The sequence below is a fragment of the Haloferax sp. S2CR25 genome (assembly GCF_031624535.1).
Classification (GTDB): domain Archaea; phylum Halobacteriota; class Halobacteria; order Halobacteriales; family Haloferacaceae; genus Haloferax; species Haloferax massiliensis.
The window spans coordinates 59062-82468 of the sequence record NZ_JAMQOO010000010.1; the positions used below are offsets into that span (position 1 = coordinate 59062).

A 23407-nucleotide genomic window follows, 5' to 3' on the forward strand; every position below is an offset into this window, starting at 1 on the left:
TCTCGGCGGCCATCCCACTAGTCACCGGCTATCTCGGGTTCAAACGCGCTGACCTGAGCTGGCCGATTAGTCCGGCCGATTAGTCCGGCCGCCTACTCCGACCACCGCCCGAACAGCACTGACAGCGACGGTCCGGCGTGCGATGCTACCGAGTGCGAGCGAGTCGGAGCGGGAGCCCCGGTATCGGACAAAGATTACGCGATTAGCTCTGTAATTCGCTCGCTCCCCATCGGTGCCGCTGGGCCGGTGCGCGTTTCTTCATACTGAAGCGCGTCGCTCTCGAACCGCTGGCTCTCGCCCGGTGGTTCTGAATCGCTGTGTCCGGGTCCGTCGTTAATACCCGCAACGTTGGGGTGTTACGACCGGCTCCAACGGCCGATTCGGAAATAGTGAATGCTGTGTCGATACCGAGTACGACCGGGAAAAGACTAAACGCGGCGTCCGCCCGCCCACAATTCTACAGCAATCCAAACCTATATTAGAATGATAATGATAATGGTCTATTATGGCGCAAGTCATTATCGGCGTAGACGCCGGTACGACAGTGATTAAATCGGTCGCCTTCTCGCTCGACGGCGAGGAGCTACACAAGAGCAGCGTCGAAAACGCGGTCGACCGCCCCGAGTCCGGCTGGGCGGAGCAGTCCATGGTGACGACGTGGAAGAAGACCGCACAGACGCTCAGCGAAGTCGAAGACCAGTTGGACGACGACGACGAGGTCCTCGCGCTCGGCGTCACCGGGCAGGGCGACGGCTGTTGGCTCGTCGACGAGGACGGTGACCCGGTCCGTCCCGCGATTCTCTGGTCCGACGGCCGTGCGAGTTCCGTCGTGCAGGCGTGGCAGCAGTCGGGAGTCTCCGAGCGGGTCTACGACATCTGCGGCGGCACCCAGTTCCCGGGGAGCAGCCTCGTCATCCTCCGGTGGCTCAAGGAGAACGAACCCGAGCGCTACGAGGAGGCCGACACGGTCTTCTACTGCAAGGACTGGCTGAAGTACAAGCTCACCGACGAACTCACCACGGACCCGAGCGACGCGTCGCTCCCGTACGTCGAATCGGAGTCCGCCGAGTACTCCGACGAGGTTCTGGACGTCGTCGGAATGCCGGAGGTCGGCGAGATGCGCCCCGACCTCGTTCCGGGCACCGACGTCGTCGGCGGTCTCACCCGGAACGCGGCGGTCGAAACGGGGCTCCCCGAGGGGACGCCCGTCGTTTCCGGCTTTATCGATATCGCCGCGTCAGCCTTCGGAAGCGGGGCCGCGAACCCGGGCGACGGCTCTTCTATCGTCGGGACGACCTCAGTGAACCAGACGGTTCTCGACGAGGCCCCCGACGACGACGAGCAGACGGGTATCCTGCTGACGCTCGGCGTCGAGGGCGGGCTCTGGACCAAGTTCATGTCCTCGATGACCGGCACGCCGAACCTCGATTGGGCCATCGAGGAGATCATGGACAAGAGCAGTTTCAACCTCGTCGAAGAGGAGGTCGAGTCGATTCCCGTCGGCTCCGACGGCCTCATCTACCACCCGTTCCTCAGCTCCGCGGGCGAGCGCGCGCCCTTCCTCAACCCCAACGCGCGGGCGCAGTTCATGGGTCTGAACCAAGAGCACACGCAGGCACACCTCGTGCGCGCGGTCTACGAGGGCATCTCGCTCGCCATGCGGGACTGTTTCACGCACCTCCCGCAGAACGCCGACGAGGTGTATCTCAGCGGCGGCGGCGCGAACTCGGACTTCTGGTGTCAGATGTTCGCCGACTGCCTGAACGCGACCATCATCATCCCGGAGGGAACCGAGTTCGGCGCGAAGGGAGCCGCGCTCCTCGCCGGCGTCGGCACGGGTGCCTACGACGACCTCCCCGGCGCGGCGGCCACCACGTCGTCCGTCTCGCAGTCGTTCGAACCGCGGCCGAAGAAAGTCCAGCAGTACAGCCGCTGGTACGACGTGTACACCGATGCCTACGAGGCGACGTTCGCGGTCTGGGACGAGCGCGTCGAGGCGCTGGAGGACCTCCGCTACATGTCGCAGTCCGCGGGCGCGAGACCGAACAAGAAGACCGTCGTCGGCAAGGACACCGTGAAAGGGGGATACGATGATTGACCTGTCGTTCCTCTCTTTCGGCATGCTCGTCGCCGCCTTCGCCGGCGGCGCGTTCGGCGCCGCAATCGGCGGTCAACCCGCCTTCATCTTCACCGGCTTCCTCGTTATCGCGGGCGAGGCCGGCAACCTCGCGACCGAGGCCGTCGCCGCTGCCACGAACGCCGACCCGGCGCAACTGAGCGCGCTCGGCCTCACCGGGTCGGTCGCGTTCGGTCCGGTCTTCGGCCCGCACATCAGCTTCGCCGCGGGGGCCGCCGCCTCCGCCTACGCCGCCAAGCGGGGGTACATGGACGCGGAGTTCGACTACCACCCCGCGAAGAACATCAACTACGCGTTCGGCACGAAACCGGACGTGCTCCTCGTCGGCGGACTGTTCGGTATCGCCGGCTACCTGATGACGCAGGTCATGGTCGCGTTCGCCGCGCCGTGGGACCCCGTCGCGATGGCCGTCGTCCTCTCGGCGGCGCTCCACCGCGTCGCGTTCGGCTACGACCTCGTCGGCCAGTCCGCGGAGGGGCGGCTCAACATGCGCCCGTTCGTCGAAGAACGGTTCCGCGACGCGCCCCAGGCCGCCACCGACGGCGGGCAACCGCAGTCGGGGCCGGCGACCCGGTTCCTCGTCGAGCCGTGGCTGCCGCAGCAGTACAAGTGGCTGAACGTCTCTCTGCTCGGACTCGTCGTCGGCGTGCTCGGGGCGTACCTCGGGTACGCGACGGGCAGCGTCTACCTCGGGTTCGGCATCAGCGCCGTCTCGCTCATCTTCTTGAGCATCGGCTTGGAGCACTTCCCCGTCACCCATCACATCACGCTCCCCGCGAGCACGGCGGTTTTCGCGATGGCCCCCGAGGGCGCGGCGGTGAGTTCACTGCCGCTCGCCGAGGTGGTCCTCGTCGGCGCGGGCATGGGCCTCGTCTGCGCGCTGTTCGGCGAACTCTTCCAGCGCGTCTTCTACGCGCACGGAGACACGCACTTCGACCCGCCGGCCGCGGCCATCGTCTTCGGGACGTTCCTCGTCGCGGTCCTCGGCGCGCTCGGCGTGTTCCCGCACACCTCGTGGGTGCCGCCGCTGTGACCGACGCCCGCCCACCGGCCGCGAGACTCGACTGAGACGACGACTCGACTGAGACGACGACTCGACCGATACACCAGACCCGACCGACGCACCAGACCCGACCGCTCTCGACCGACGGGCACCGACGGACTACCGCTCCCAGTCCGCACACCGCGAACGGCTCCCCGCATAGACGACCGCTTCGACGTCAGTGAATCGCTTCGAACGCCGCCTGCGCTGTTTCGAGCACCTCTTCGTGGGCCCGACCGTTCGACGCGACCAGTCCGGGGCGTCCCGGCAACCACTCGTTTCCGCGAATGTCCGTCACGACACCGCCAGCCCGCCGAACGTGGTGTACGCCGGCGACCGTGTCCCACGCGTTGGGGTGCTCGTCGAGGCCGACGACCGCGTCTATCGAGCCGTCGGCGACCCGCGAGAGCGTCAACTGCGTGGTTCCGATTCGGCGGAGTTCGCCGAACCGGCCGAATATCTCGCCGGCGAGCGTCTCGACCGCGGGGCGGTCCTCGGGTCCGAACCGGAGCGTCGAGGCGACGATGAACGCCTCGATATCGCGTTCGTCGTTCACGGTTATCGGGCGACCGTTGCGTTCGATTTCCCCGCCGGTCGCGACGTACGTGTCGCCCGTCGCCGGCGCGACGTTGACGGCGGCCAGCGGTTCCATGTCCTCGACGATGGCGACGCTCGTCACCCACGCGTTCGTCCCGCGGGTGAAGTTCTGCGTCCCGTCGATGGGGTCGATGACCCACGCGTAGCCCGACTCCGGCACGGTCTTTCGCTCGTCTTCCTCCTCGCCGACGACGGCGTCGTCCGGGAACCGCTCCCGAATCGTCGAGATGACCCGACGCTGGGTCTCGCGGTCGATTTCGGTCACGAGGTCGGTCTTGTCGCCCTTCTGTTCGATATCGAAGTCCGTTCTGAAGTGTTCGAAGGCGTACTCCGCCCCGGTCTCTGCGGCCTCTACCGCGACTGCTTCGCGCGAGCGCTTTTCCATACCCGGCTATCCGTTCACGGCGAGAAAAAACCTCGGACGGCGGTCGTTCCTTCCCGAATTCGGTTCGTCCCGTTCCGTCTCGCTCCGTTCCATCCCGTGACGACCCGAGCACCCTCGGCCGCGCCGCTCACTCGACCGGGTCGACCGCGCGGTTCACCGTCGGAACCGCCTCGTCAACGCCCGCGGCTGCCCATCTGACCGCGTTGTCGAGCACCTCTCGCACGACGGGAACCTCGTACACCGGGTAGGTCTCGTGGCCGGGCCGGAAGTAGAATATCCGACCGCTACCGCGCCGGTAGCAACAGCCGGAGCGGAACACCTCGCCGCCCTCGAACCACGACGCGAACACCAGACGGTCGGGCTCGGGGACCGCGAACGGTTCGCCGTACATCTCCGTCTCCGGGACGACAAAGGACTCGTCGAGGCCGTCGGCGATGGGATGGCCGGGGTCGACCACCCACACCCGCTCTCGCTCGCCGGACTCGCGGTACCGGAGCGAACAGGGCGTGCCCATCAGTCGCTTGAACGCCTTCGAGAAGTGCGCGGAGTGCAGCGGGACGAACCCCATGCCGTCGTAGACGTGCTCGCAGACCCGCTCGACGACCGCGTCTTCGACCGCCTGGTGGGCCTTGTGGCCCCACCAGACCAACGCGTCGGTGTCGTCGAGCACCGCATCGGTGAGGCCGTGGTCAGGTTCGTCGAACGTCGCGACACGCACGTCGTGACCCCGCGATTCGAGGGCCTCGGCGAGCACCGCGTGGATGCCGTCGGGGTAGACCGCGGCGACTTCCTCGTCCGTTCGCTCCTGTACGTACTCGTTCCATACGGTCACGGATACCATAGGTCCACTACGCGCGCACCCGGTCTAAAACCTCCGGAATATCGACATGTGGACTGTAACCGCCGCCGCGGCGGTCTCGAAAAGCGAGGCGGGACAGACGCCCCGTGGGTGCCTGCGTGAGCGTTCTCGAACCGCGGTCACGACTCGGACCGGTCGCGTCTCAGGGTCGCGTTCGACGCCGGGTGTCGACCTCCGAGTCCGGTCGCTCCCGCGGTCAGTCGTCAGTCGCTCGCGTTTCCTCGGAACGGCTCAGTCGTCGCTCGGAACCGCGTCCGCCTCGACGAGTTCGGTCCAGCGCTCGACGCCGGCCTCGGCGACGTCGCGGTCCTGCGAGACGGCGCCGCCGGAGACGCCGATCGCGCCGACGACTTCGCCGTCGCGTTCGAGCGGGTAGCCGCCGCCGAAGACGACCATCCGACCGTCGTCCCGCGTGTCCAGCCCGTACAGCGAGTTCCCCGGCTCGGACGCCTCGGCGAGTTCGTGCGTCGGCATGTCGAGCGCGGCGGACGTGTACGCCTTGTTGCGCGAGATACTGACGGAGGCGAGCCACGCGCCGTCCATCCGGTGCTGCGCGATGAGGTTCCCCTCGCTGTTGGCGACCGTGACGACCATCGGGTTCTCGATTTCGTCGGCCCGGCCCTCGGCCGCTTCGATCAACTGCGTTGCTACGTCTAGCGGGATTGCTTCCACCATGCGTGCGTAACCCCCGCACGCGGACACATAAATCCCGGTCATTTTTCGTCGGATTTTCCCAAGCCGTCACTCGACGAGCGCGTCTTCGAGCAGTTCGAGCGGGTGGCGAATCTCGTAGCCAGTGCCGTGTTCCATCTGCATCGCGCAGGTGGGACACTCGGTGATGCCCGCGTCGCCCTCGGCGTGACGCATGTGGTCGAACATCTCCTCGCCGATTTTCATCGACTTGTCGTACTTCTCTTCCTTCCAGCCGTAGGTGCCGGAGATGCCGGAACAGGAGTCGCCCACGTCCTCGATTTCGACGCCGTCGACGTCGCGGAACAGTTCGACGACCTGCCGGTGGAGCCCCTGATTGCGAGCGTGGCACGGTCCGTGGTAGCCGAACGACTCCCCGTCGAGTTCGGCGTCGGCCAGCGCACCCCGCAGGTCCTCGTGGATGCGGAGGTACTCCAGCGCCTCGAACGCGTTGTCCGAGACGTCCTCGATACCGTCGATGTCGAACAGTTCGGGGTACTCCTGCCGAAGCGACAGCGAACAGGAGGTACACGACGCGATGACGTCCGCGCCGTCCGCCAGCGCGGCCGCGAGGTGTTCGACGTTCGTCTCGGCGTGTCGCCGGGCGTCGTCGAGCATGCCGTTCGCGAACATCGGCGTCCCCGAGCACCCCTGCGGCGGGACGAGGACCTCGTAACCGAACTGCTCGAAGACGCGGACCATCGCCTTCGCCACCTCCGGCGTGTTGTAGTTGGCGTAACAGCCGTGGAAGTAGGCGACCCGCTTTTCGGGGTTCTCCACCCGCGCCCCGCCGCGTTCGCGCCACCACTCCCGGAACGTCTGCGACGCGAACTCTGGGAAGTCGCGTTCGGCGGTGACGCCCAGCAGTTTCTCCATCGCCCAGCGCGCCGGACCGAAGTTCATGGCGAAGTTCGCGAGTCGCGGAACCGCCGACGCGACCGCCGCCGAGGTCCGGTAGTTGGCGAGGATACGGTTGCGGACGTACTCCCGCGAGAGCGCGCTCATCTGCTCGCTCACGTACTCGCCGCGGGCCTCGTTGTGCATCTGGCTGAGCGGGACGCTCGACGGGCACGCCGAGTCACAGCGCATGCAGTTCGAACACGACATGACGGAGTCGTCGATGTCGGCGTCCCCTTTGCGCTTGAGTCGCCACTGCTCCGGCCCTTGGAACTTCGGTCCGGGGAACTCCTCGTCCACCTCGGCGACCGGGCAGGACGTGTCGCAGGCGGTGCATTTGTAGCAGTCGTCCGCGCCCGCGCGGAGGTCGAGGTCACCCTCCTCGAACACGTCGGTCAGTTCCGGGTCGGTGTCGTACTCGGCACTCTCGGGGGCTGACGCGGCCGCGACGCCGCCGTCGGTGACTCGTCGTTCCCCGTCGGTCCGTCGCTGTTTCCCCTCCTCGGCCGTTCTGTCTCTCTCGGTCGCCTGGTCGCGGCTGTTCGTCCGGTTCGGTTCGGTCGTTCGGTCTCCGTCGTCGGTCGCTGTCATAGTCTCGTGTGGTGGGTCGCGTCCGGCGTCGTTCGGCCGTCTGTTGTCGTTCGGTCGGTCCGGTTCGGTCGTCCAGTCTCCATCGTCGGTCGACTCGCCGTCAGTCGCCGAGTCTCTTCGCGGCGTTGCGTCCCGCGACGACGCCCGTGGCGAGAGAGACGCCGGCGGCGGACTTCTCCCGGGCGGCGTCCGCGCCGCCGACCACCGCGCCGGCGGCGTAGAGGTTCCCGAACTCCGGCGTTCCGTCGGCGGCGAGCGGCCGCATCTCGGCGTCCGGTTCGACGCCGAAACGGGCGTAGGGATGCGCCCCGAACGCGTCGTCGACGAACCAGTCGTAGCGGTCCGACGGCTGGGGGACGCGACAGTCGAACACGGGCTCTCTGACCGCCGTCCGGTCGGAGTCGAGGCCCTTGCCGACGAGGCCGCCGGTCGCGAGGACGAACGAGTCGGCCCCGTACGGTACCTCTCGGCCCTTCCGGTCGACGAGCACCGCGTCGACGTGCCCCGAGTCGCCGTCGGTCTCGTAGCCGACGACGGGGTTTCCGGTCTCGTACAGGACGCCCTCGGCGTCGAGCGCGTCGTAGAGCCGGTCCTCCAGCCGGAGGCCGGGGAGGCTCGGCGGTCCCATCGGAATCTCGAACACGTCGACGCCGAGTCGCTCCGAGAGCGCCGCCCGAACCGCGTCGGCGCGGTCGTCGCCGAGCACGGCCGGAAAGCCCACGCGCTCCGCGCGGTCGACGTACGGCTTCACGGCGTCCGCGAGCGCCCGCCTCGCCGGAGTCCCGTCGAGGCGCTCGTCGTGGTCCAGCGCCTTCGCAATTCGCGTCACCGGCGCGTCAGCCCGGAACTCCTCGGCGAACTCGACTTCGACGCCGGCGACGGGAAACGGAACGCCCGCGGCCTCAAGCGAGTCCGCGAGCATGCGGGCGTCGAAGTCCGTGAACGACCGGAAACCGACGACGAGCATCGGGCGGTCGTCGCTCGCCAGCCCCGCGGCCGCGGCGCGCGGGTATCGCGCTGTCGGCTTCACCGCGCCGCCGAACGTCGGCACGAGCGCGTTTCGCTCCGTGTGGCCGCCGAGATACGCGTCGCCCGTGAGGTCGTCGAACAGCGCGAGGCCGTCTCGCAGGGCGGACTCGCCGACGAGCGAGTAGGGGTGGTCCGCCGGGAGGTCGTCGAATCCGTCGGTCGGTCTGACGAGCGGTCCCCGGTAGGCGTCCCGGTTCGACCGCACTTCTCGGAAGTCCGCGCGCTCTTGGGAGACGTAGTCCGTCCCCTCGACCGCCGAGTCCCGGGACGGCACGTAGCCGAGGGCGTCGACCAGCCCCGACGCCTGTCGGAGCGTCGTCTTCTTGTGGGAGACCAGTCTGACCGTCGCGCCCTCGCGGGCGGCCGCGACCGCGCTCGCCATCCCGGCGAGTCCGCCGCCGACGACGAGCACGTCGCTCTCAATCGCCATGGCTGCCCTCCGGAACCGCGGTCCGCCCCCCGTCGAAGGCGCGGTACTCGATGTTCTCGTCGCCGACGACGTGATTCGCGTCGTGATTCATCGTCGTCGCGTGGAGCATGGCGTTGAGCATGGCCTGCGAGAGCTGTTCGCCCCAGAGGGCGTGACGCTGGCCCTTCCAGCGCTCCTGATACAGTTCGTCGACGGCGTCGCGGGCGGCCTCGGCTCCGTGGTCGGGATAGAGTTCGGCTCCCAGCCGATGGCTACAGAAGCCGCCCTGACAGTTCCCCATCGACGCGCGGGTCCGGAGGCGGACCCCGTTGAGGTCCGCGCCGACCTGGTCGATGGCGTCTCTGACCTCGGCGCGGGTGACGGCCTCGCACTCGCAGAGCGTCGGGTTCGGCCCGTCGATGTCGAGCACCTCGGGGGCCCGGTCGCCGAGTCGCTGACCGCTCCTGCGGGCGATGGGCGAGCGCAGGTCGAACTCGTCCATGTACTCGTCGAGCGCCGAGGGGTCGGCGCTCCCGGGGAGCGGGACCTCGTCCGTCCGGCACGGTTCTTCGACGCCCAGTACCTCGCAGACGTGGTCGCCGACGGACTCCGCCATCTCTCGGTAGGTGGTGAGCTTGCCGCCGACGACGGAGGCGAACCCCCCGACTCCGTCGCGCTCGGCGTGGTCGAGCACGAAGTAGTTCCGCGTCACGTCGCCGGGGTCGGTCGTCGACTCCGGGTTCGGGTCGTACAGCGGTCTGACGCCCCAGTAGGCGCGTATCATGCGGGCGTCGGCGACCACCGGAACCATCTCGGAGGCGACGTTTATCATCATGTCCACTTCCCACTGCTCTTCGGGGTAGTCGTCGGGGTCGTCCACCGGGTCGTCGTTTGCGCCGAGCAGGACCGTCGTTTCGTGGGGGATGATGGTGTCGCCCTCGCCCTTCGGGAGACAGCGGTTGATGACCGTGTCCAACTGCCGGACGTTGGTGACGACCATCGCGCCCTTCGAAATCGCCATTTCGAGGTCGACGCCGGCCATCGCCGCCAACTGTCCCGCCCACGCGCCGGTCGCGCTGACGACGTAGTCCGCCTCGAACGTCTCGGTGTCGCCCGCCGCGCCCTCGCCGCGGTGGTTCGGCCCTCGCCGCTCGACTTCGACGCCGGCCACCCGCCCCCCCTCGACGACGAGGTCGACGACCTCCGCGTGCGTCTCGATGCGCGCGCCGTGCTCGACGGCGCTCGCGGCGTTCGCCACGCAGAGGCGGAACGGGTCGACCGCGCCGTCGGGGACCCAGATGGCGCGCTCGACCGCGTCGGTGAGGTAGGGTTCGCGCCGCCGCGCCTCCTCGCCCGAGATGACCTCGGTCGGGATGTCGCACTCCGCACACCCGGCCAACTTCCGTTCGAAGTAGTCGTCGGAGTCGCCCTCTAACTGGACGAACAGCCCGCCGGTGTCCTCGATACAGTGGCCAGCGATGCGGTGGAGCACCCGGTTTTCCCGCATGCAGTCGACGGCGCTCTCTTTGTCCGACACCGCGTAGCGGGCCCCGCTGTGGAGGTGGCCGTGGGTGCGCCCGGTCGTCCCCTCGGTCAGGTTCCCCCGCTCCACGAGCGTCACGTCGAAGCCGCGCATCGCGAGGTCGCGGGCGGTCCCCGTACCGGTGGCTCCACCGCCGATAACGACGACTGAGTGGCTCATATAATTATGAAAGACCATGGGAAGCGACGTAATAATTGTTGTGCTCACCGAATTTTCCGCGGTCGCGGGTCGGACGCGGCGACGGCATCGCTCGCGTGCCCTCCGCGACACGGGGTCTCGATTCGGCGGCGCTCCGGGCTGTGACCTGCGACTCGCCGGAGCACCGACTCCCCGGAGCGCCGACTCGACGGTTGCGCCGAGAGCGGCCCGTTTAGTGGTCCTGTCCGTAGTCGGCGAAGCGGTCGAGGAGGGTGTCGATTTCCTCGCCAGGGAGCAGCGAGGGCTCGCCGATGTTGAGCGCCTGGTAGTGGATGCGGGCGCAGTACTCGACCATGAGCGCCACCTCGTACGCCTCCGCGACGGAGTCGCCGACGGCGACGACGCCGTGGTTTTCGAGGAGACAGGCGTTGTAGTCGTCGCCCAGCGCCTCCAGCGCGAGGTCGGCCAGTCCCTGCGTCCCGTAGGTCTCGTAGCCCGCGACGGGTATCTCGTCGCCGGCAAAGGCGATGAGGTAGTGCGAGGCCGGAATCGGCTCGCCGAGGCTCGCGAAGGTGCTGGCGTACGGGGAGTGGTTGTGGACCACCGCGCCCGCGTCGTCGCGCTCGCGGAGGATGCCGGCGTGCATGCGGACCTCGCTCGACGGCTTGCGGTCGCCGGCGACCCACTCGCCGTCCAGCGTGACGACGGGCACGTCCTCGGGTTCGATTTCGTCGTAGGGCATCCCCGAGGGACTGATGGCGACGAGGTCGTCGGCCTGCGCGCTGATGTTGCCGCCGGTCCCCTCGGTCAGGCCCTGATGGAGCATCTCGCGGCCGAACTCGCTGACCGCCGAGCGGTGCGACGCGAGGTCTGACAGTCGGTCGGCGGGGACGCGGTCGTCGCCGGTCGGTTCCGACCCGTCCTCGTCGGCCGACTGCGTCTGCCCGTAGTCGGCGAAGCGGTCGAGGAGGGTGTCGATTTCCTCGTCGGGGAGCAGCGAGGGCTCGCCGACGCTGCGCGCCTGATAGTGGATGCGGGCGCAGTACTCGACCATGAGCGCCACCTCGTACGCCTCCTCGGCGGTCGCGCCGGTGGCGAGGACGCCGTGGTTTTCGAGGAGACAGGCGTTGTAGTCGTCGCCCAACGTCTCCACCGCCACGTCGGCGAGTTCGGCGGTCCCGTAGGTCTCGTAACTCGCCACGGGAATCTCGTCGCCGATGAACGCGATGAGGTAGTGCGAGGGGCCGACTGGTTCGTCGATACTGGCGAAGGTGCTGGCGTACGGGGAGTGGTTGTGGACCACCGCGCCCACGTCCTCGCGCTGGCGGAGCACGTCCGTGTGCATGCGGAACTCGCTCGATGGCTTGCGGTCGCCGGCGACCCGTTCGCCGTCGATGTCGAGAATCGGTACGTCCTCGGGTTCGATTTCGTCGTAGGGCATCCCCGAGGGACTGATGGCGACGGTTCCGTCGTCCGCTCTGACGCTGACGTTTCCGCCGGTTCCCTTCGTGAGGCCGTCTGCCAGCATGCGCTTGCCGAGCGTACTGACTAGACGCTGAGGTTCGTTCACCGTCATGATTGTTCTATCCAGATGGGGGGAGATAATTCTAGGGGTTGCGACAGCGACGGTCCGACGCGACCCGTGTTTTCCCGGCGTTCGTCGCGGGCCGACCGCCGCAGTCGGACAAACTACTTTACGACCGCGGGTCGTCGGTTCGCGCATGGAAATAACCGGGTACGAACTGTTCGAAGTCCCGCCCCGGTGGGTCTTCCTCAAGCTCGAAACCGACGCGGGCGTCTGCGGGTGGGGGGAGCCAATCGTGGAGGGCTACGCGAAGACGACGAAGGCGGCCGTCGAGGAGATGATCGACAACTACCTCCTCGGGACCGACCCGCTCGAAATCGAGCGCCACTGGCAGGCGATGTACCGCGGGCGGCACTTCCGGGGCGGCCCGGTTCTCATGAGCGCCATCGGCGGTATCGACCAGGCGCTGTGGGACATCAAAGGGAAACACTACGGCGCGCCCGTCTACGACCTCCTCGGGGGGAAGGCCCGCGACCGGATTCCGGTCTACCAGTGGGTCGGCGGCGAGACGCCCGAGGCCATCGCGCGCGCCGCGGCCGAGGAGGTCGACCGCGGCTACGACTGCCTGAAGCTCTCCGCCGTCTCGCAGCTAGACCGCATCGACTCCCCGGCGGCGGTGGCTCGGGTCCGCGAGCGCCTCGAAGCCGTCCGGTCCGAGGTCGGAGCCGACGTGGACATCGTCGTCGACTTCCGCGGGCGCATCACGACCGGGATGGCGAAATGGGTCGCCGACGAACTCGACCCGCTCGATCCGATGTTCTACGAGGAGCCCGTCCTCCCCGAACACGCGCGCTCCCTGCCGCGCATCGAGAACCGGACCAAGGTCCCCCTCGCGACGGGCGAGCGCCTGTACTCCCGCTGGGACTTCGAGCGAACGCTGGAACTCGACGCCATCGACGTGCTTCAGCCCTCCCCGTCTCACGCCGGGGGCATCTCTGAGGTCCGCAAGATAGCCACGGCGGCCGAGTCCAAAGACGTGCTCGTCTCGCTTCACTGCCCGCTGGGGCCGATTTCGTTCGCCTCCTGTCTCCACCTCGACATGGTGCTCCCGAACGCCATCGCGCAGGCGCAGAACCTCGAAATCCACCGCGCCGACGGGAACGACCTCCTCGCGTACCTCGACGACCCCGCCGTCTTCGGCTTCGACGACGGCTTCGTCTCCGCTCCCGACGCCCCCGGCCTCGGTGTGGAGATAGACGAGGAGGCCGTCCGCGAGCACGCGCAGTCCCGCGTCGACTGGCAGAGCCCGATATGGTACCACGAGGACGGGAGCGTCGCCGAGTGGTGAGCCACCGACGCGGCCGATTCGGCGATAGTGAATACTTTTATGGTAAACTCCGTTCTTCGTTGGGCCATGAACGAGCGCGGAGACCCACCGGTGAAGGCGACGACGACGAGCGGGCGCGTGCTGGACGCCCTCTCGAAACTCGGCGACGCCAACCTGACCGAGGTCGAGACGGAGGTCGGCCTCTCGAAGAGTTCGGTGCACAACCACCTCGAAACGCTCCGACAGTTGGGGTTCGTCGTCAAGGAGGACCAGCGGTATCGACGCAGTCTTCGGTTTTTCGAACTCGGCTGTTCGGTCCGGTCCGGGGTCCCCTTCTACCGGGTCGGAAAGCGGGAGGTCGACCGACTCGCGCGGATTTCGGGACTCGCCGCCGGCCTCACCGTATTCGAGCGCGGACGGGGCGTCTGCATCTACGAGCGGACCGGTCAGAACGTCGAGACCCCGCCCGTGGCCGAAGGTCGGACGGTCCCGCTCTACTGCACGGCCCCGGGGAAGGCGATGCTCGCACAACTCCCGGCGGACGACCGCCGCGATGCCGTCGATGCGGCGTCTCTCGACCGCCACACGGACCAGACGATTACGAGCGCGGCCGCCCTCCGTGAGGAACTCGACACCGCGGAGACGCGCGGCCTCCTGTCGGACCGCGAGGAGTGGCAGACCGACCTCCGCGGTCTCGCCGCTGGCGTCGTCGACCCCGAGAGCGGTCGGGTCGGGTCGATATTCGTGTTGAGCCCCTCGGAGAGCATGTCCGGAAAGCGCTTCCAGCAGGACGTGCCCGGACTCATCATCAGCTCCGCCAACCAGATTCGGAAGGCGCTCCGCGAGTCGCCCTGAGTCGCGGCGCTCCGCGCCTCGCGGCCGCTCGACGCCTACTTCTGTTCTCTCTTCGCTCGATAGCGGCTTCGCCAGCGAGTGCGCGCCCCACACGGAGCGTTAGTGGACGACTCGCCCCTCTCCAAATATTGTTCACTATATCCGAACACTCCGCCGGCGTGACGACCCGTTACAGACGTCCCTGTGTCCTCCGTGTCCTCGCCGTCGGTCGCAACGTCCGTCTCATGCCACGCACGATGGCGATACGCGAGTTCCAGCGACCGCATCATTCGCCCGTCGGACGAGGAGTGACGAACTGACAAACGCGCTGGGAATTACGAGCATAGCTCTGTAATATTTCACGCCACGAGTGCGCGACAGCGTTGGTCAAGTGCGCTTCGAATGCTACCCGAACGCGGAGGTAACTCACGGACTGCAGACGAGATAGCGACCGCCCGTCTACGTAGCATCTCACAGCGACGCTGGACGTCCGTGTCCGTCCAGCCCGCGATATTGCGCAGATGGAACGAATCAGTCTATCTACGGATCTAACGAACCGATAGCCGTGGTCTCACAACCGAGCCGTTTCAGACCCGTTGGCGGTATCGCCACCGAAGTGTTAGCTCACGGTGAACGAACCACGTGACTATTCCATCGCCGCGTTCGACGAACCATCGGTCGTGACCCGAACGATGGTCGAATCGGTCTCGCCGACGCTGTTGACGGCCGTGAGTCTGTACTCGTAGTCACTGCCCGAACTCACGCGGGTGTCGGTGTACTGGGTGTAAAACGAGTTTTCCGCGATTTCGTCCGCGACGACCTCGAAATCTCCGTCGACTGGCCGCCGATGGAGTGTGTAACTCTCCGCGCCTCGCGCCTCGGTCCACGACAGTTCGACACTCGACGACGACTCGTTTGACACCGACAGCGAGGGTGCGGACGGGTCGTTCGGTCCCACGATGGAGTACTCCTGCAGTACGAACGCCGTGCCGTTCTCGCGGGGTCGTTCGAGTGGTATCGACAGGACGCTCTCGTTTTCCCACCGACACGTATCGTGTTTTCGACCGTCCATCCCACAGAACGGGCCCTCGTGGAGACAGTAGAGCGTCCAGTCGGTCCACCCCGAGGATGCTGTCGCAACCCCGGCGTAGAGTCGCCCGTCGACGACGGTGTACACGTGGAGCGCGTCGTTGTCGTCGAACAGCAAATCACCGCGATCTAGCAAGATATCTCCCGCACGCGTTGGGTCGATTCCGACCGTCGAGAGGTCGACGCTCGTGTCGTCGATGTACTGTTCGTGCCACTGCCCGTCCGTCGTTCGCCAATAGTGAATATAGTGGCGGTTAGCGTCGTCGAAGTCGGTCGTCGAGTCCGTCGAGCGCGACGTGAAGATGTGTGGTTGGTCGTTCGAGTCGAGCGCCTGCGTCCCCTGATTTATCAGCCACGAACGCGCCGGACCGTCGACGACGACGCTCTCGTCGTCCACGCGAATCGGGTCGTCCGCGTTCACGTCACCGATGACGGTACCGTCGTTGTTGCACCACGTGTAGCCACCGTCGTCGCTGTAGGCGTAGTGGATGTCGTGATTAGAGCGCCACGTCTCCCACGTCTCGCGCCACGTCCAGGTGACGTGGAGTCGACCGGTGTCGTCGAAGGTCCAGTCGTGATGGTACGCGTTCCGAGACGCGGAACCGTTCCACGGCTCGTACGTCCCCGCACTCGAAAACACCGTTCCGATGCGCGTCCACGAGTTCGACGGTGAGTCGTGGACGTGAAGGTACGAATCACCGTCGCCGGACGAGCCAATCCGGTACTCGCAGAACAGCGTTCCGCGCTGATCGTTGAAAAACCGAGGGTAGGTAACTGGGCGCTCCGGACCGCTCAGGCCCATGTCAGTAGTCTCTGAGAAATCACCGGTGGAGACGCTCGAAGGCGGGTCTGTCAGGAATCCAGACGACGAGTATCGGTAGTGGAACGGGTCGTCGTGGTGGTCGTACGCGAGATGGAGACGACCGTCGTTGTCGGTCCCGAGTGCCGTGTTCCTGTGCGAGTCCTCGTCTGGAACCCTCCAGTCGAACTGGATGCACTGAACCGAGTCAGTTGGCAGCGCTCGGCGAGCGAGCGAGAGAACGCCGTCGTCGTTCCAATACGGTACGTACTGGTAGTCTCCGACAGTAACGACTTTCCGTTGGTCCCACGGCGCGTTGTTGAACGCCCACGCCTCGCCGCTTAGGAGCCTCTCGCGCTTCAATGAGAACATCTTCCCGGCACTCTCCGTTCCGTTCTGCTCGGCCTGCTTCTCGTTTTGGTCCTCGAACGTCATTGGTACTCCGGTGCATTCGCGTTATGACAACGCACCTGTGAAGTGGATTACAATTTGTGGGCCATCGGTTAAACATTGTGTCCGTCGAGGCCGCTTTCGCCTTCGAGCACGCGATATCCACCGCTCAGGTCGCGGTTCGCCACGTAGCACGCCCGCCGGAGCGGCTATCCCCGTCAGCAAACCACGCCACCTAACCAAATCAACCCTCTCTACACTCATACTGAACTTCATTCATATATTATCTCACACACCACAGAATAATCAAATACCCAGTCATCTGGCAGATCACCACAGAATTAATGATAGATATTTCAGCAATCATTCAGGATTGTTCGGCCATCTTGACTACGTGTACGTAATGTTGAGTTCGATGATGTTCGCGACGTTCTGTAATTTCTCTGGGAGCGTTTCTCGGAACCGTTCGTCTTGAAACCGACTTTTCGGGCCCGAGACGCTGATCGCTCCCTCGACCTCGTCGTTATTGTTGATTATCGGGACCGCAACGCATCGGAGGCCTTTGACGCGGGTTTCGTCATCCAGTGCGTAGCCGTCTTCGGCCACCTTGTCGAGGGTCTCGAACAGCTCCGACCGCTCCGTGATGGTGTTTTCCGTGGACGCTGGCATGCCGTGTCGATCGAGGATTTCGTTCACGCGCTCCCGGGGGAGGTGCGCCAATATCGCGTTTCCGAGGCCGGTGTTGTGGAGGTAGACCGCCTGTCCGATGTACGAGTCCGTTTTAACCGCGTCGGCGCCGTGTGCTCTGTGGAGGTAGATTCCCTTCCCGTGTTCTTCCACGAGGAGGTTCGTCAGTTCTCCCGTCTCCTCGGCTAGCGCGGTCACTTCGTCTTTTGCGATTTCGTAGAGTCGCCGTCTGTGCCGTGCGTGGCCGCCCAAATCGAGCAACTTCAGACCGACACGATAGGTGTTGCCCTCTTTCACGATGTATCCGTCCTGTTCGAGCGTGCTCAGGTAGTTGTGTAAGCTACTCTTCGACAGGTCGAACTCCTGGGTCATCTCCGTGACGGTCGCCTCGTTCTTCTCTTTGAGCACTTCGAGTATCCGGAACGTCGTCCGCGCGGTCTTCACGTGATTCGACTGTTCTCTGTCTGACATACTCTCTCTAACAAGGGGAGCATTGTAAATGTATGTCATCAATGAATGGATATGATTCACCGATACTGAACCTCGTTCTGAATTACGCGGCGTGAACCCCTGAGAGCGTCGTTCCGAGTCGGAGTGAGAGACGGGCCGGTGGCTTGACGATGGCTTTATAGCGTCTGCCAAGGGAACTGTAGCCACATGGCACGAAAGCCAGCCGCGTTACTGCGACGTATCGACGACACCGGTCTGCCGGACCGATACGCGACGAGACCGGACGTCGCACAGAGCGATATCGAACGGGCGCTCTCGGTCGCAATCGACCGCATCGATGAGAATCTCGACGAGTTCTACGACCGATTTCCCGGGCCGTCGAGTGAGAATCTCGTTTATAGCCCCTCCGACAACATGGACGGCTGGACGACTTCGTTCTGGACGGGACTCTGTTGGCTCGCGTACGAGGCGACGGGCGACCGCACGTTTCGAGACGCCGCCGAAGCCCAATTGGCGACGTTCGAGCGGAGGTTGACGGCCGGTGACGTGAAGACCCACGACCTCGGGTTCCTCTATACGCTCTCTGCCATCGCCGGCTATCGGTTGACGGACCTCGAACGGTATCGGTCGGCGGCCCTCACCGCCGCCGACCATCTCGTCGCCCGCTTTTGGGACTCGCCCGGACTCATTCAGGCGTGGGGCGACCCCGAGGAACCCGAGGACTCGTGGGAGCGCGGTCGAATGATCGTCGACTCGATGATGAACCTCCCGCTTTTGTTCTGGGCGAGCGAGGAGACGGGTGACCCCACGTACGCCTCCGTCGCCGAGACGCACGCCCGGACGAACGCACAGCACGTCGTTCGCGACGACGGCTCGACGTTCCACACGTTCAAATGCGACGTCGAAAGCGGGTCGCCGCTCGGCGGCGAAACGGCGCAGGGCTACGACGCCGGCTCCTGTTGGTCACGCGGCCAGACGTGGGCCATATACGGGTACGCTCTCGCGGCGGAGTACACCGATGAGGCCGCGTACGCGCAACTGTCCGCAAAGCTGGCGAACTACTACCTCTCGAACGTCGAAGCGGACCACGTCCCGCGCTGGGACTTCGATGCGCCCGACGAGCAGAACTACCGTGACACCTCCGCCGCGGCGATCGCCGCCTGTGGACTCGACGAACTCGCCACGCGGCTCCCGCTCGCGGATACTCGCGCCCGGCGCTACGAGAACGCGTCACTCGCAATCCTCCGCAGTCTCACGGAGAATTACACGACCGACGGAAACCGGTCGAACGGATTGCTGACTGACGGCGCTTACGACCCGACCGAGGGAGACTACAACGAGTGTTGCATCTGGGGAGACTACTTCTACGTCGAAGGGCTCGTTCGAGCCACCCAACAGTGGTCCCGCTACTGGTGAGCGGCCCGCCACCCGCCGTTTCACGACGACGTAAACTCCCGGTCGGGGCAGGGAAACGCTATTGATGCATGCGATCAACGCACAAACTAGATGAATCCAACGACAGGTAACCCGCTCCAGACACGACGGGATTTCGAACGAGCGGTGTCCCAACTCGTCGAACCGTTGCTCACGCACGCCAGTCCCGGTAACGCGCGAGTGAGGCCCACGGCGACCGGCGCTCACTTTCCAGCCGTCGCAGCCGAACTTGAAGGATTTGCCCGCCCGCTGTGGGGTGTCGTGCCGTTAGGCGTTCACAGTGACGTCGACTATTGGTCGTTTTTCCGGACCGGGCTGACCAACGGGACGGACCCGTCTCACGAGGAGTACTGGGGAGACGTAGACGACCACTCACAGAAACTCGTCGAGATGGCCGCTATCGGCGTCGGCCTCGCGCTCACACCGGAACACCTCTGGGAACCGCTTTCGGAGCCGGAACGGAACCGACTGGTCAGTTGGTTGAACCGGATCAACGACGCGGAACTCCATGACTGTAACTGGCTGTTCTTCCGCGTGATGGTGAACGTGGGGCTTCGGTCGGTCGGGGCGCGCCACGACTGGGAACAGACCCAGTCCGCGCTCGACCGACTCGAAACGTTCTATCGCGGCGACGGGTGGTACACGGACGGCCCCGACGACGAACACAACCCCGTCGATTACTACGTCCCGTGGGCGATGCACGTGTACGGACTCCTCTACGCCGCCGTTGCTGGCGAGGACGACCCCGAGCGGGCGGACCGCTTTCGGGCGCGGGCCGAGAAGTTCGCGACTGCTCACATCCACTGGTTCGACGAGACCGGGCGAGCGCTTCCGTACGGCCGGAGCCTGACCTATCGCTTCGCGCAGGCGTCGTTCTGGGGGACGCTGGCGTTTGCCGGCTTGGAATCGCTCTCGTGGGGCGTCGTCCGCGGACTCTGGGCCCGGAACATCCGCTGGTGGCTCGACCAACCGATATTCACCGACGGCGGGTTGCTGTCGGTCGGATACCGATACCCGTCGCTGAAAGTGTCCGAAACCTACAACTCGCCGAATTCGCCGTACTGGGCGATGAAGGCGTTCCTCCCGCTGGCGCTACATCCAACCCACCCATTCTGGCAGGCCGACGAGGAGCCACTCCCGGACCTCCCGGAGACGACGGCACAGCCCGAAGCCGAGAAAGTCGTGTGCCGCGACGACGACCACCTCTTTGCGCTTTCGCTCACTCGGGACAGCCATCACGGACGAGAGAAATACACGAAATTCGCGTACTCGACGCAGTTCGCCTTCTCCGTTGCTGGTCGGACGCCCGGACCGGGACAGGCGGGACACGACAGCGCCCTCGCGCTCAGCCTCGACGGCGACCAGTTCAAGATTCCCGCGTCGTTCACGCAGACGCGCGTAGACGGGTCGACCCTCGCCGCCCGATGGAACCCGTGGGAGGACGTCAGCGTCGAGACGTGGCTCGCGCCCGACCTTCCGTGGCACGTGCGCGTCCACCGACTGCAAACGGACCGGGTCGTACACAGCGAAGAAGGTGGGTTCGCCCTGGACAAAACCGGTGACGACACCGGGGCCAACGTTACGCACGACAGTCAGAATGGAACGGCGCTCGCCAGATACCCGAACGGTGTTAGCGGTATCTCCGACGGGTTCGGCGACCGCACGCCGGCCGTCGTGGTCGACGACCCTAACACGAACCTGAACTACGCTCGCACGGTCGTCCCGACGCTGCGAGCGACGCACGAACCGGGGGAACACTGGTTCGCTTCGGCGGTCATGGCTAGCCCCGACGGGAGCGCACCGTGGGAACGGGGGCCGACGCTCGAACGAACTGCAGACGGTGTCGTGGTCGAGACCGCGAACGGCGACCGGCTCCTCGATTGCCGGCCTGACGACTTCTGACACCGTCGAGTCACCGGGCTTAGATTTATACTGGTCAGCAAGGCGAATACCCCGACCCACCGTGGTCGGGGATGAAGCCGACAACTCGTGATACAAACCGTTAAGGGAACACATCGCTAATCAAGAGACAGCGATGGAATACAGTCACCGCTACCACGCTTACCCAACGCAGGAGGTAGCGGAAGGACTGGAACACCATCTAGACGTTCATCGTCAACTCTACAACCACGTCCGATGGGACTACCAGAACAGTCCCGAGGACGACAAACCGAGCGAGTACGACCAGAACAACAAACTCCCCGAATGGAAACGCAAGTGGTCGGTGTTCGGTGAACTGTACTCGAAAGCCGCACAGACCACCGTCGCTCGTTTCCACCGTAACCTCTCGAATCTTCGCAAGAAGAAAGAGAAGGGGTACAAGGTCGGTTGTCTCAAACGGCAAGCACCTAGCGATTACCGGAGCGTGACGTACAACCAGTCTGGTTTTGACCTCGATGAAAAGAGGGGCCACGACAAGTACGCATACGTGCGCTTCAGCAAAATCGGGTGGGTGAAAATCCGGTACTCTCGCCCGGTTCCCGACCACGCCACTATCAAAGAGGCCACGTTCAAGAAGGAGACGACTGGCGAGTGGTTCGTCTCTTTCGGACTGGAAACCGGAGACGCCGACTTGCCCGAGAAGCCCGACGTGGACTCGCTTGACACGAGCAACAGCGTCGGGATAGACCTCGGCATCCAGAACTACATCCACACCTCCGACGGGAAGACCGTGGATTGGCTTGACCTCGAAGACGACTACGAGCGTCTTCGCCGCGAGCAACGCAAACTCTCGCGGAAGGTGAAGGGGTCGAACAACTACGAGAAACAACGCCAGAAGGTCGCCACGGTCAAACGCCACATTCGTCGGAAGGTACTGGACTACCAGCACAAACTCACAACGTGGCTCGTCAAAGAGTACGACGCCGTGTTCGTGGAAGACCTTGACGTTGCTGGAATGCTTCAGGGCGACGGGAACGCCCGGAACAAGCAGGACGCGGCGTGGCGACAGTTCATCACGCTCCTCGAATACAAGGCCGACCTGTACGGCTGTCACGTCAAACAGGTCGAAGCACGAGGCACGACGAAGGAGTGCGCTCGGTGCGGGGTGGAGACGGCAAAGCCTATCTGGGTCAGGGAACACTCCTGTCCGGCGTGTGGGTTCGAGACGGATAGGGATGCGAATGCGGCGATGAACGTCTTGCAGAGAGGCTTTTCTGAGTTAGGGCTGGGATGGCCCGAAGATACGCCTGTGGAGACTGTGACCGCTACGGACACGGCTCAGTTTGAGTCTGTGTCTGCAAGTCACGTCATCGAAACAGGAAGCCTGCCCTCGTGAGAGCAGGATTCCCCGCGCCACCGTGCGCGGGGTAACATTCAATACGTGTGGTAGTATTGCATCAATTAGCGATTGAATACTCGCGCTGGAAGCGGTCCGTCTACCGCGTGGTGGCGGTTCTGCGACCGGACGTGGAGAGTGATCAAGGATGACTTACAGAGCAGGCGTGATCGGAACTGGCGGTATCGCAGGTATGGGTATCCTCGGAATGCACGACGAGGAGGTGATCGGCAAAGAGAAAATCGACGCGAGTCACGCCGGCGGGTACGCCGACGCTGACGAGATCGAACTCGTCGCGATTGCGGACGTCGACTCGGAGAAACTCACCACGTTCGGTAACGCGTGGGACATCCCGACCGACCGGCGGTACGACGGCCACGAAGCGATGTTGGCACGGGAAGACCTCGATGTCGTCTCTATCTGTACCCCGTCTTTTCTCCACCACGAACACACCGTCGACGCGGCGAAGTCCGCCGCCGACCCGTCGGTCATCTGGTGCGAGAAACCGATCGCGTCGGAGGTCAGCGCCGCCGAAGAGATGGTCGAGGTGTGCGAGGAAACGGAGACGGAGTTGGTCGTCAACCACTCGTTCCGGTTCACCGAGAAGCTACGGCGACTCCACGACCTCATCCGGGAGCGGGACATCCTCGGAGACGTGCAATCGGTCAGTACGCAGTACAGGATGGAGTTGATGCGTAACTCCACGCACGTGCTCGACACGCTCGTGTATCTCCTCGACGCACGCGCGGAGCGTGTCAGCGGGTACATCACCGGCGAGAACGAAGCGATCGACTCGCTCGGAACGGCAGGGGGCGTAGTCGATGCGGGCGGCGGCGGCCACGTCGTGATGAACGACGGTTCGTTCGTCACCGTCGATTGCACGATTCCGCGGGACATCTCGTCGATGTCGCTGAACTTCATCGGCACCGAGGGGAAACTGTATCTGAACAACGACGACGGCGAGTGGCGCTACTGGTCGCTCGAAGACGGCGAGCACGTCGAACGACAGTTACCGGGCATCGAAGGAACGTGGACGTGGGACGATGACTACAAGCGGTCGTTTGCGAACGCCGCGAACCATATACAGGACTTACTGAACGGGGACGGACAGAACTACTCACCGGGGGCCGAAGCCGCCCGCTCGCTCGAAATCATCGTCGGGTTCTACATCTCTCATTACACCGGGTCGACGGTCGATATTCCGCTCGCAGAGCCGCTAAAAGACGTCCCGATAAAGTCGTGGTGAGTCACGGATAACCGTCGTTTCGGCGCTGGGAT

The 23407-nt window shown here is 65.0% G+C and carries 17 protein-coding genes; 8 read left to right on the top strand and 9 right to left on the bottom strand.

Annotation, left to right across the window (positions count from 1 at the left end; genetic code table 11):
* Positions 1–505 precede the first annotated feature (505 nt).
* Positions 506–2098: an FGGY-family carbohydrate kinase gene (locus tag NDI65_RS18290; protein ID WP_042663101.1), complete on the top strand. Its 1593-nt coding sequence runs from the start codon at positions 506–508 to the stop codon at positions 2096–2098.
* Positions 2091–3170 (top strand): hypothetical protein, encoded by a 1080-nt coding sequence (locus NDI65_RS18295; protein ID WP_089780615.1) that lies wholly within the window; start codon positions 2091–2093, stop codon positions 3168–3170. Before NDI65_RS18290 ends, NDI65_RS18295 begins: the two co-directional genes overlap by 8 nt.
* Positions 3171–3357: 187 nt before the next feature.
* Here NDI65_RS18295 and NDI65_RS18300 read toward each other — a convergent pair whose 3' ends face one another.
* The 7 genes from NDI65_RS18300 to NDI65_RS18330 form a co-directional block, all read right to left on the bottom strand.
* A complete protein-coding gene (locus NDI65_RS18300; RefSeq protein WP_042663097.1) occupies positions 3358–4161 on the bottom strand; it encodes an inositol monophosphatase in 804 nt (267 codons plus the stop codon).
* Between the two features lie 127 nt (positions 4162–4288).
* The gene (locus tag NDI65_RS18305; RefSeq protein WP_089780613.1) at positions 4289–5002 is read right to left on the bottom strand and encodes a ThuA domain-containing protein; all 714 of its coding nucleotides are present in this window, start codon (positions 5000–5002) and stop codon (positions 4289–4291) included.
* A 249-nt stretch (positions 5003–5251) separates the two neighbouring features.
* Entirely contained in the window at positions 5252–5695 is a 444-nt protein-coding gene (locus NDI65_RS18310) for a heme-binding protein (protein ID WP_089780611.1), read from the bottom strand.
* 66 nt (positions 5696–5761) lie between these two features.
* Positions 5762–7198 (bottom strand): anaerobic glycerol-3-phosphate dehydrogenase subunit C, encoded by a 1437-nt coding sequence (locus NDI65_RS18315; RefSeq protein WP_089780609.1) that lies wholly within the window; start codon positions 7196–7198, stop codon positions 5762–5764.
* A 100-nt stretch (positions 7199–7298) separates the two neighbouring features.
* A complete protein-coding gene (gene glpB, locus NDI65_RS18320) occupies positions 7299–8657 on the bottom strand; it encodes a glycerol-3-phosphate dehydrogenase subunit GlpB (protein ID WP_089780607.1) in 1359 nt (452 codons plus the stop codon).
* Complete coding sequence (gene glpA, locus NDI65_RS18325; RefSeq protein WP_310894069.1) at positions 8647–10338, bottom strand: anaerobic glycerol-3-phosphate dehydrogenase subunit GlpA; 1692 nt, start codon at positions 10336–10338, stop codon at positions 8647–8649. Before glpA ends, glpB begins: the two co-directional genes overlap by 11 nt.
* Before the next feature lie 211 nt (positions 10339–10549).
* Complete coding sequence (locus NDI65_RS18330) at positions 10550–11893, bottom strand: class II aldolase/adducin family protein (RefSeq protein ID WP_089780603.1); 1344 nt, start codon at positions 11891–11893, stop codon at positions 10550–10552.
* Between the two features lie 145 nt (positions 11894–12038).
* Between NDI65_RS18330 and dgoD the strand changes: the two genes are divergently transcribed.
* Together dgoD and NDI65_RS18340 are read left to right on the top strand one after the other, a co-directional pair.
* The gene (gene dgoD / locus NDI65_RS18335) at positions 12039–13190 is read left to right on the top strand and encodes a galactonate dehydratase (RefSeq protein ID WP_042661876.1); all 1152 of its coding nucleotides are present in this window, start codon (positions 12039–12041) and stop codon (positions 13188–13190) included.
* 66 nt (positions 13191–13256) lie between these two features.
* Entirely contained in the window at positions 13257–14024 is a 768-nt protein-coding gene (locus tag NDI65_RS18340; RefSeq protein ID WP_089780601.1) for an IclR family transcriptional regulator, read from the top strand.
* A 625-nt stretch (positions 14025–14649) separates the two neighbouring features.
* Here the strand turns inward: NDI65_RS18340 and NDI65_RS18345 are convergent.
* Together NDI65_RS18345 and NDI65_RS18350 are read right to left on the bottom strand one after the other, a co-directional pair.
* Positions 14650–16326 carry a BNR-4 repeat-containing protein gene (locus NDI65_RS18345; RefSeq protein ID WP_089780599.1) on the bottom strand — a complete coding sequence of 559 codons (1677 nt, stop codon included), beginning with the start codon at positions 16324–16326 and terminating at the stop codon, positions 14650–14652.
* 345 nt (positions 16327–16671) lie between these two features.
* Positions 16672–17439 carry an IclR family transcriptional regulator gene (locus tag NDI65_RS18350; protein WP_089780596.1) on the bottom strand — a complete coding sequence of 256 codons (768 nt, stop codon included), beginning with the start codon at positions 17437–17439 and terminating at the stop codon, positions 16672–16674.
* Between the two features lie 186 nt (positions 17440–17625).
* On the opposite strand from NDI65_RS18350, the gene NDI65_RS18355 reads away from it, so the two are divergent.
* The 4 genes from NDI65_RS18355 to NDI65_RS18370 all read left to right on the top strand — a co-directional run bounded on the left by NDI65_RS18355 (position 17626) and on the right by NDI65_RS18370 (position 23375).
* Positions 17626–18834, top strand: coding sequence for a glycoside hydrolase family 88 protein (locus NDI65_RS18355; protein WP_089780594.1), 1209 nt, complete (start codon positions 17626–17628; stop codon positions 18832–18834).
* A gap of 90 nt (positions 18835–18924) precedes the next feature.
* Complete coding sequence (locus NDI65_RS18360) at positions 18925–20754, top strand: DUF2264 domain-containing protein (protein WP_089780592.1); 1830 nt, start codon at positions 18925–18927, stop codon at positions 20752–20754.
* A 133-nt stretch (positions 20755–20887) separates the two neighbouring features.
* Entirely contained in the window at positions 20888–22129 is a 1242-nt protein-coding gene (locus NDI65_RS18365; protein WP_089780590.1) for an RNA-guided endonuclease TnpB family protein, read from the top strand.
* A 148-nt stretch (positions 22130–22277) separates the two neighbouring features.
* Positions 22278–23375, top strand: coding sequence for a Gfo/Idh/MocA family oxidoreductase (locus NDI65_RS18370; RefSeq protein ID WP_089780588.1), 1098 nt, complete (start codon positions 22278–22280; stop codon positions 23373–23375).
* Positions 23376–23407: the final 32 nt, after the last annotated feature.

Bases quoted from the DNA above. Each gene is read 5' to 3' on its own strand.
- NDI65_RS18290 (WP_042663101.1), top strand. From the start codon at position 506: ATGGCGCAAGTCATTATCGGCGTAGACGCCGGTACGACAGTGATTAAA.
- NDI65_RS18295 (WP_089780615.1), top strand. From the start codon at position 2,091: ATGATTGACCTGTCGTTCCTCTCTTTCGGCATGCTCGTCGCCGCCTTC.
- NDI65_RS18300 (WP_042663097.1), bottom strand. From the start codon at position 4,161: ATGGAAAAGCGCTCGCGCGAAGCAGTCGCGGTAGAGGCCGCAGAGACC.
- NDI65_RS18305 (WP_089780613.1), bottom strand. From the start codon at position 5,002: ATGGTATCCGTGACCGTATGGAACGAGTACGTACAGGAGCGAACGGAC.
- NDI65_RS18310 (WP_089780611.1), bottom strand. From the start codon at position 5,695: ATGGTGGAAGCAATCCCGCTAGACGTAGCAACGCAGTTGATCGAAGCG.
- NDI65_RS18315 (WP_089780609.1), bottom strand. From the start codon at position 7,198: ATGACAGCGACCGACGACGGAGACCGAACGACCGAACCGAACCGGACG.
- glpB (WP_089780607.1), bottom strand. From the start codon at position 8,657: ATGGCGATTGAGAGCGACGTGCTCGTCGTCGGCGGCGGACTCGCCGGG.
- glpA (WP_310894069.1), bottom strand. From the start codon at position 10,338: ATGAGCCACTCAGTCGTCGTTATCGGCGGTGGAGCCACCGGTACGGGG.
- NDI65_RS18330 (WP_089780603.1), bottom strand. From the start codon at position 11,893: ATGACGGTGAACGAACCTCAGCGTCTAGTCAGTACGCTCGGCAAGCGC.
- dgoD (WP_042661876.1), top strand. From the start codon at position 12,039: ATGGAAATAACCGGGTACGAACTGTTCGAAGTCCCGCCCCGGTGGGTC.
- NDI65_RS18340 (WP_089780601.1), top strand. From the start codon at position 13,257: ATGAACGAGCGCGGAGACCCACCGGTGAAGGCGACGACGACGAGCGGG.
- NDI65_RS18345 (WP_089780599.1), bottom strand. From the start codon at position 16,326: ATGACGTTCGAGGACCAAAACGAGAAGCAGGCCGAGCAGAACGGAACG.
- NDI65_RS18350 (WP_089780596.1), bottom strand. From the start codon at position 17,439: ATGTCAGACAGAGAACAGTCGAATCACGTGAAGACCGCGCGGACGACG.
- NDI65_RS18355 (WP_089780594.1), top strand. From the start codon at position 17,626: ATGGCACGAAAGCCAGCCGCGTTACTGCGACGTATCGACGACACCGGT.
- NDI65_RS18360 (WP_089780592.1), top strand. From the start codon at position 18,925: ATGAATCCAACGACAGGTAACCCGCTCCAGACACGACGGGATTTCGAA.
- NDI65_RS18365 (WP_089780590.1), top strand. From the start codon at position 20,888: ATGGAATACAGTCACCGCTACCACGCTTACCCAACGCAGGAGGTAGCG.
- NDI65_RS18370 (WP_089780588.1), top strand. From the start codon at position 22,278: ATGACTTACAGAGCAGGCGTGATCGGAACTGGCGGTATCGCAGGTATG.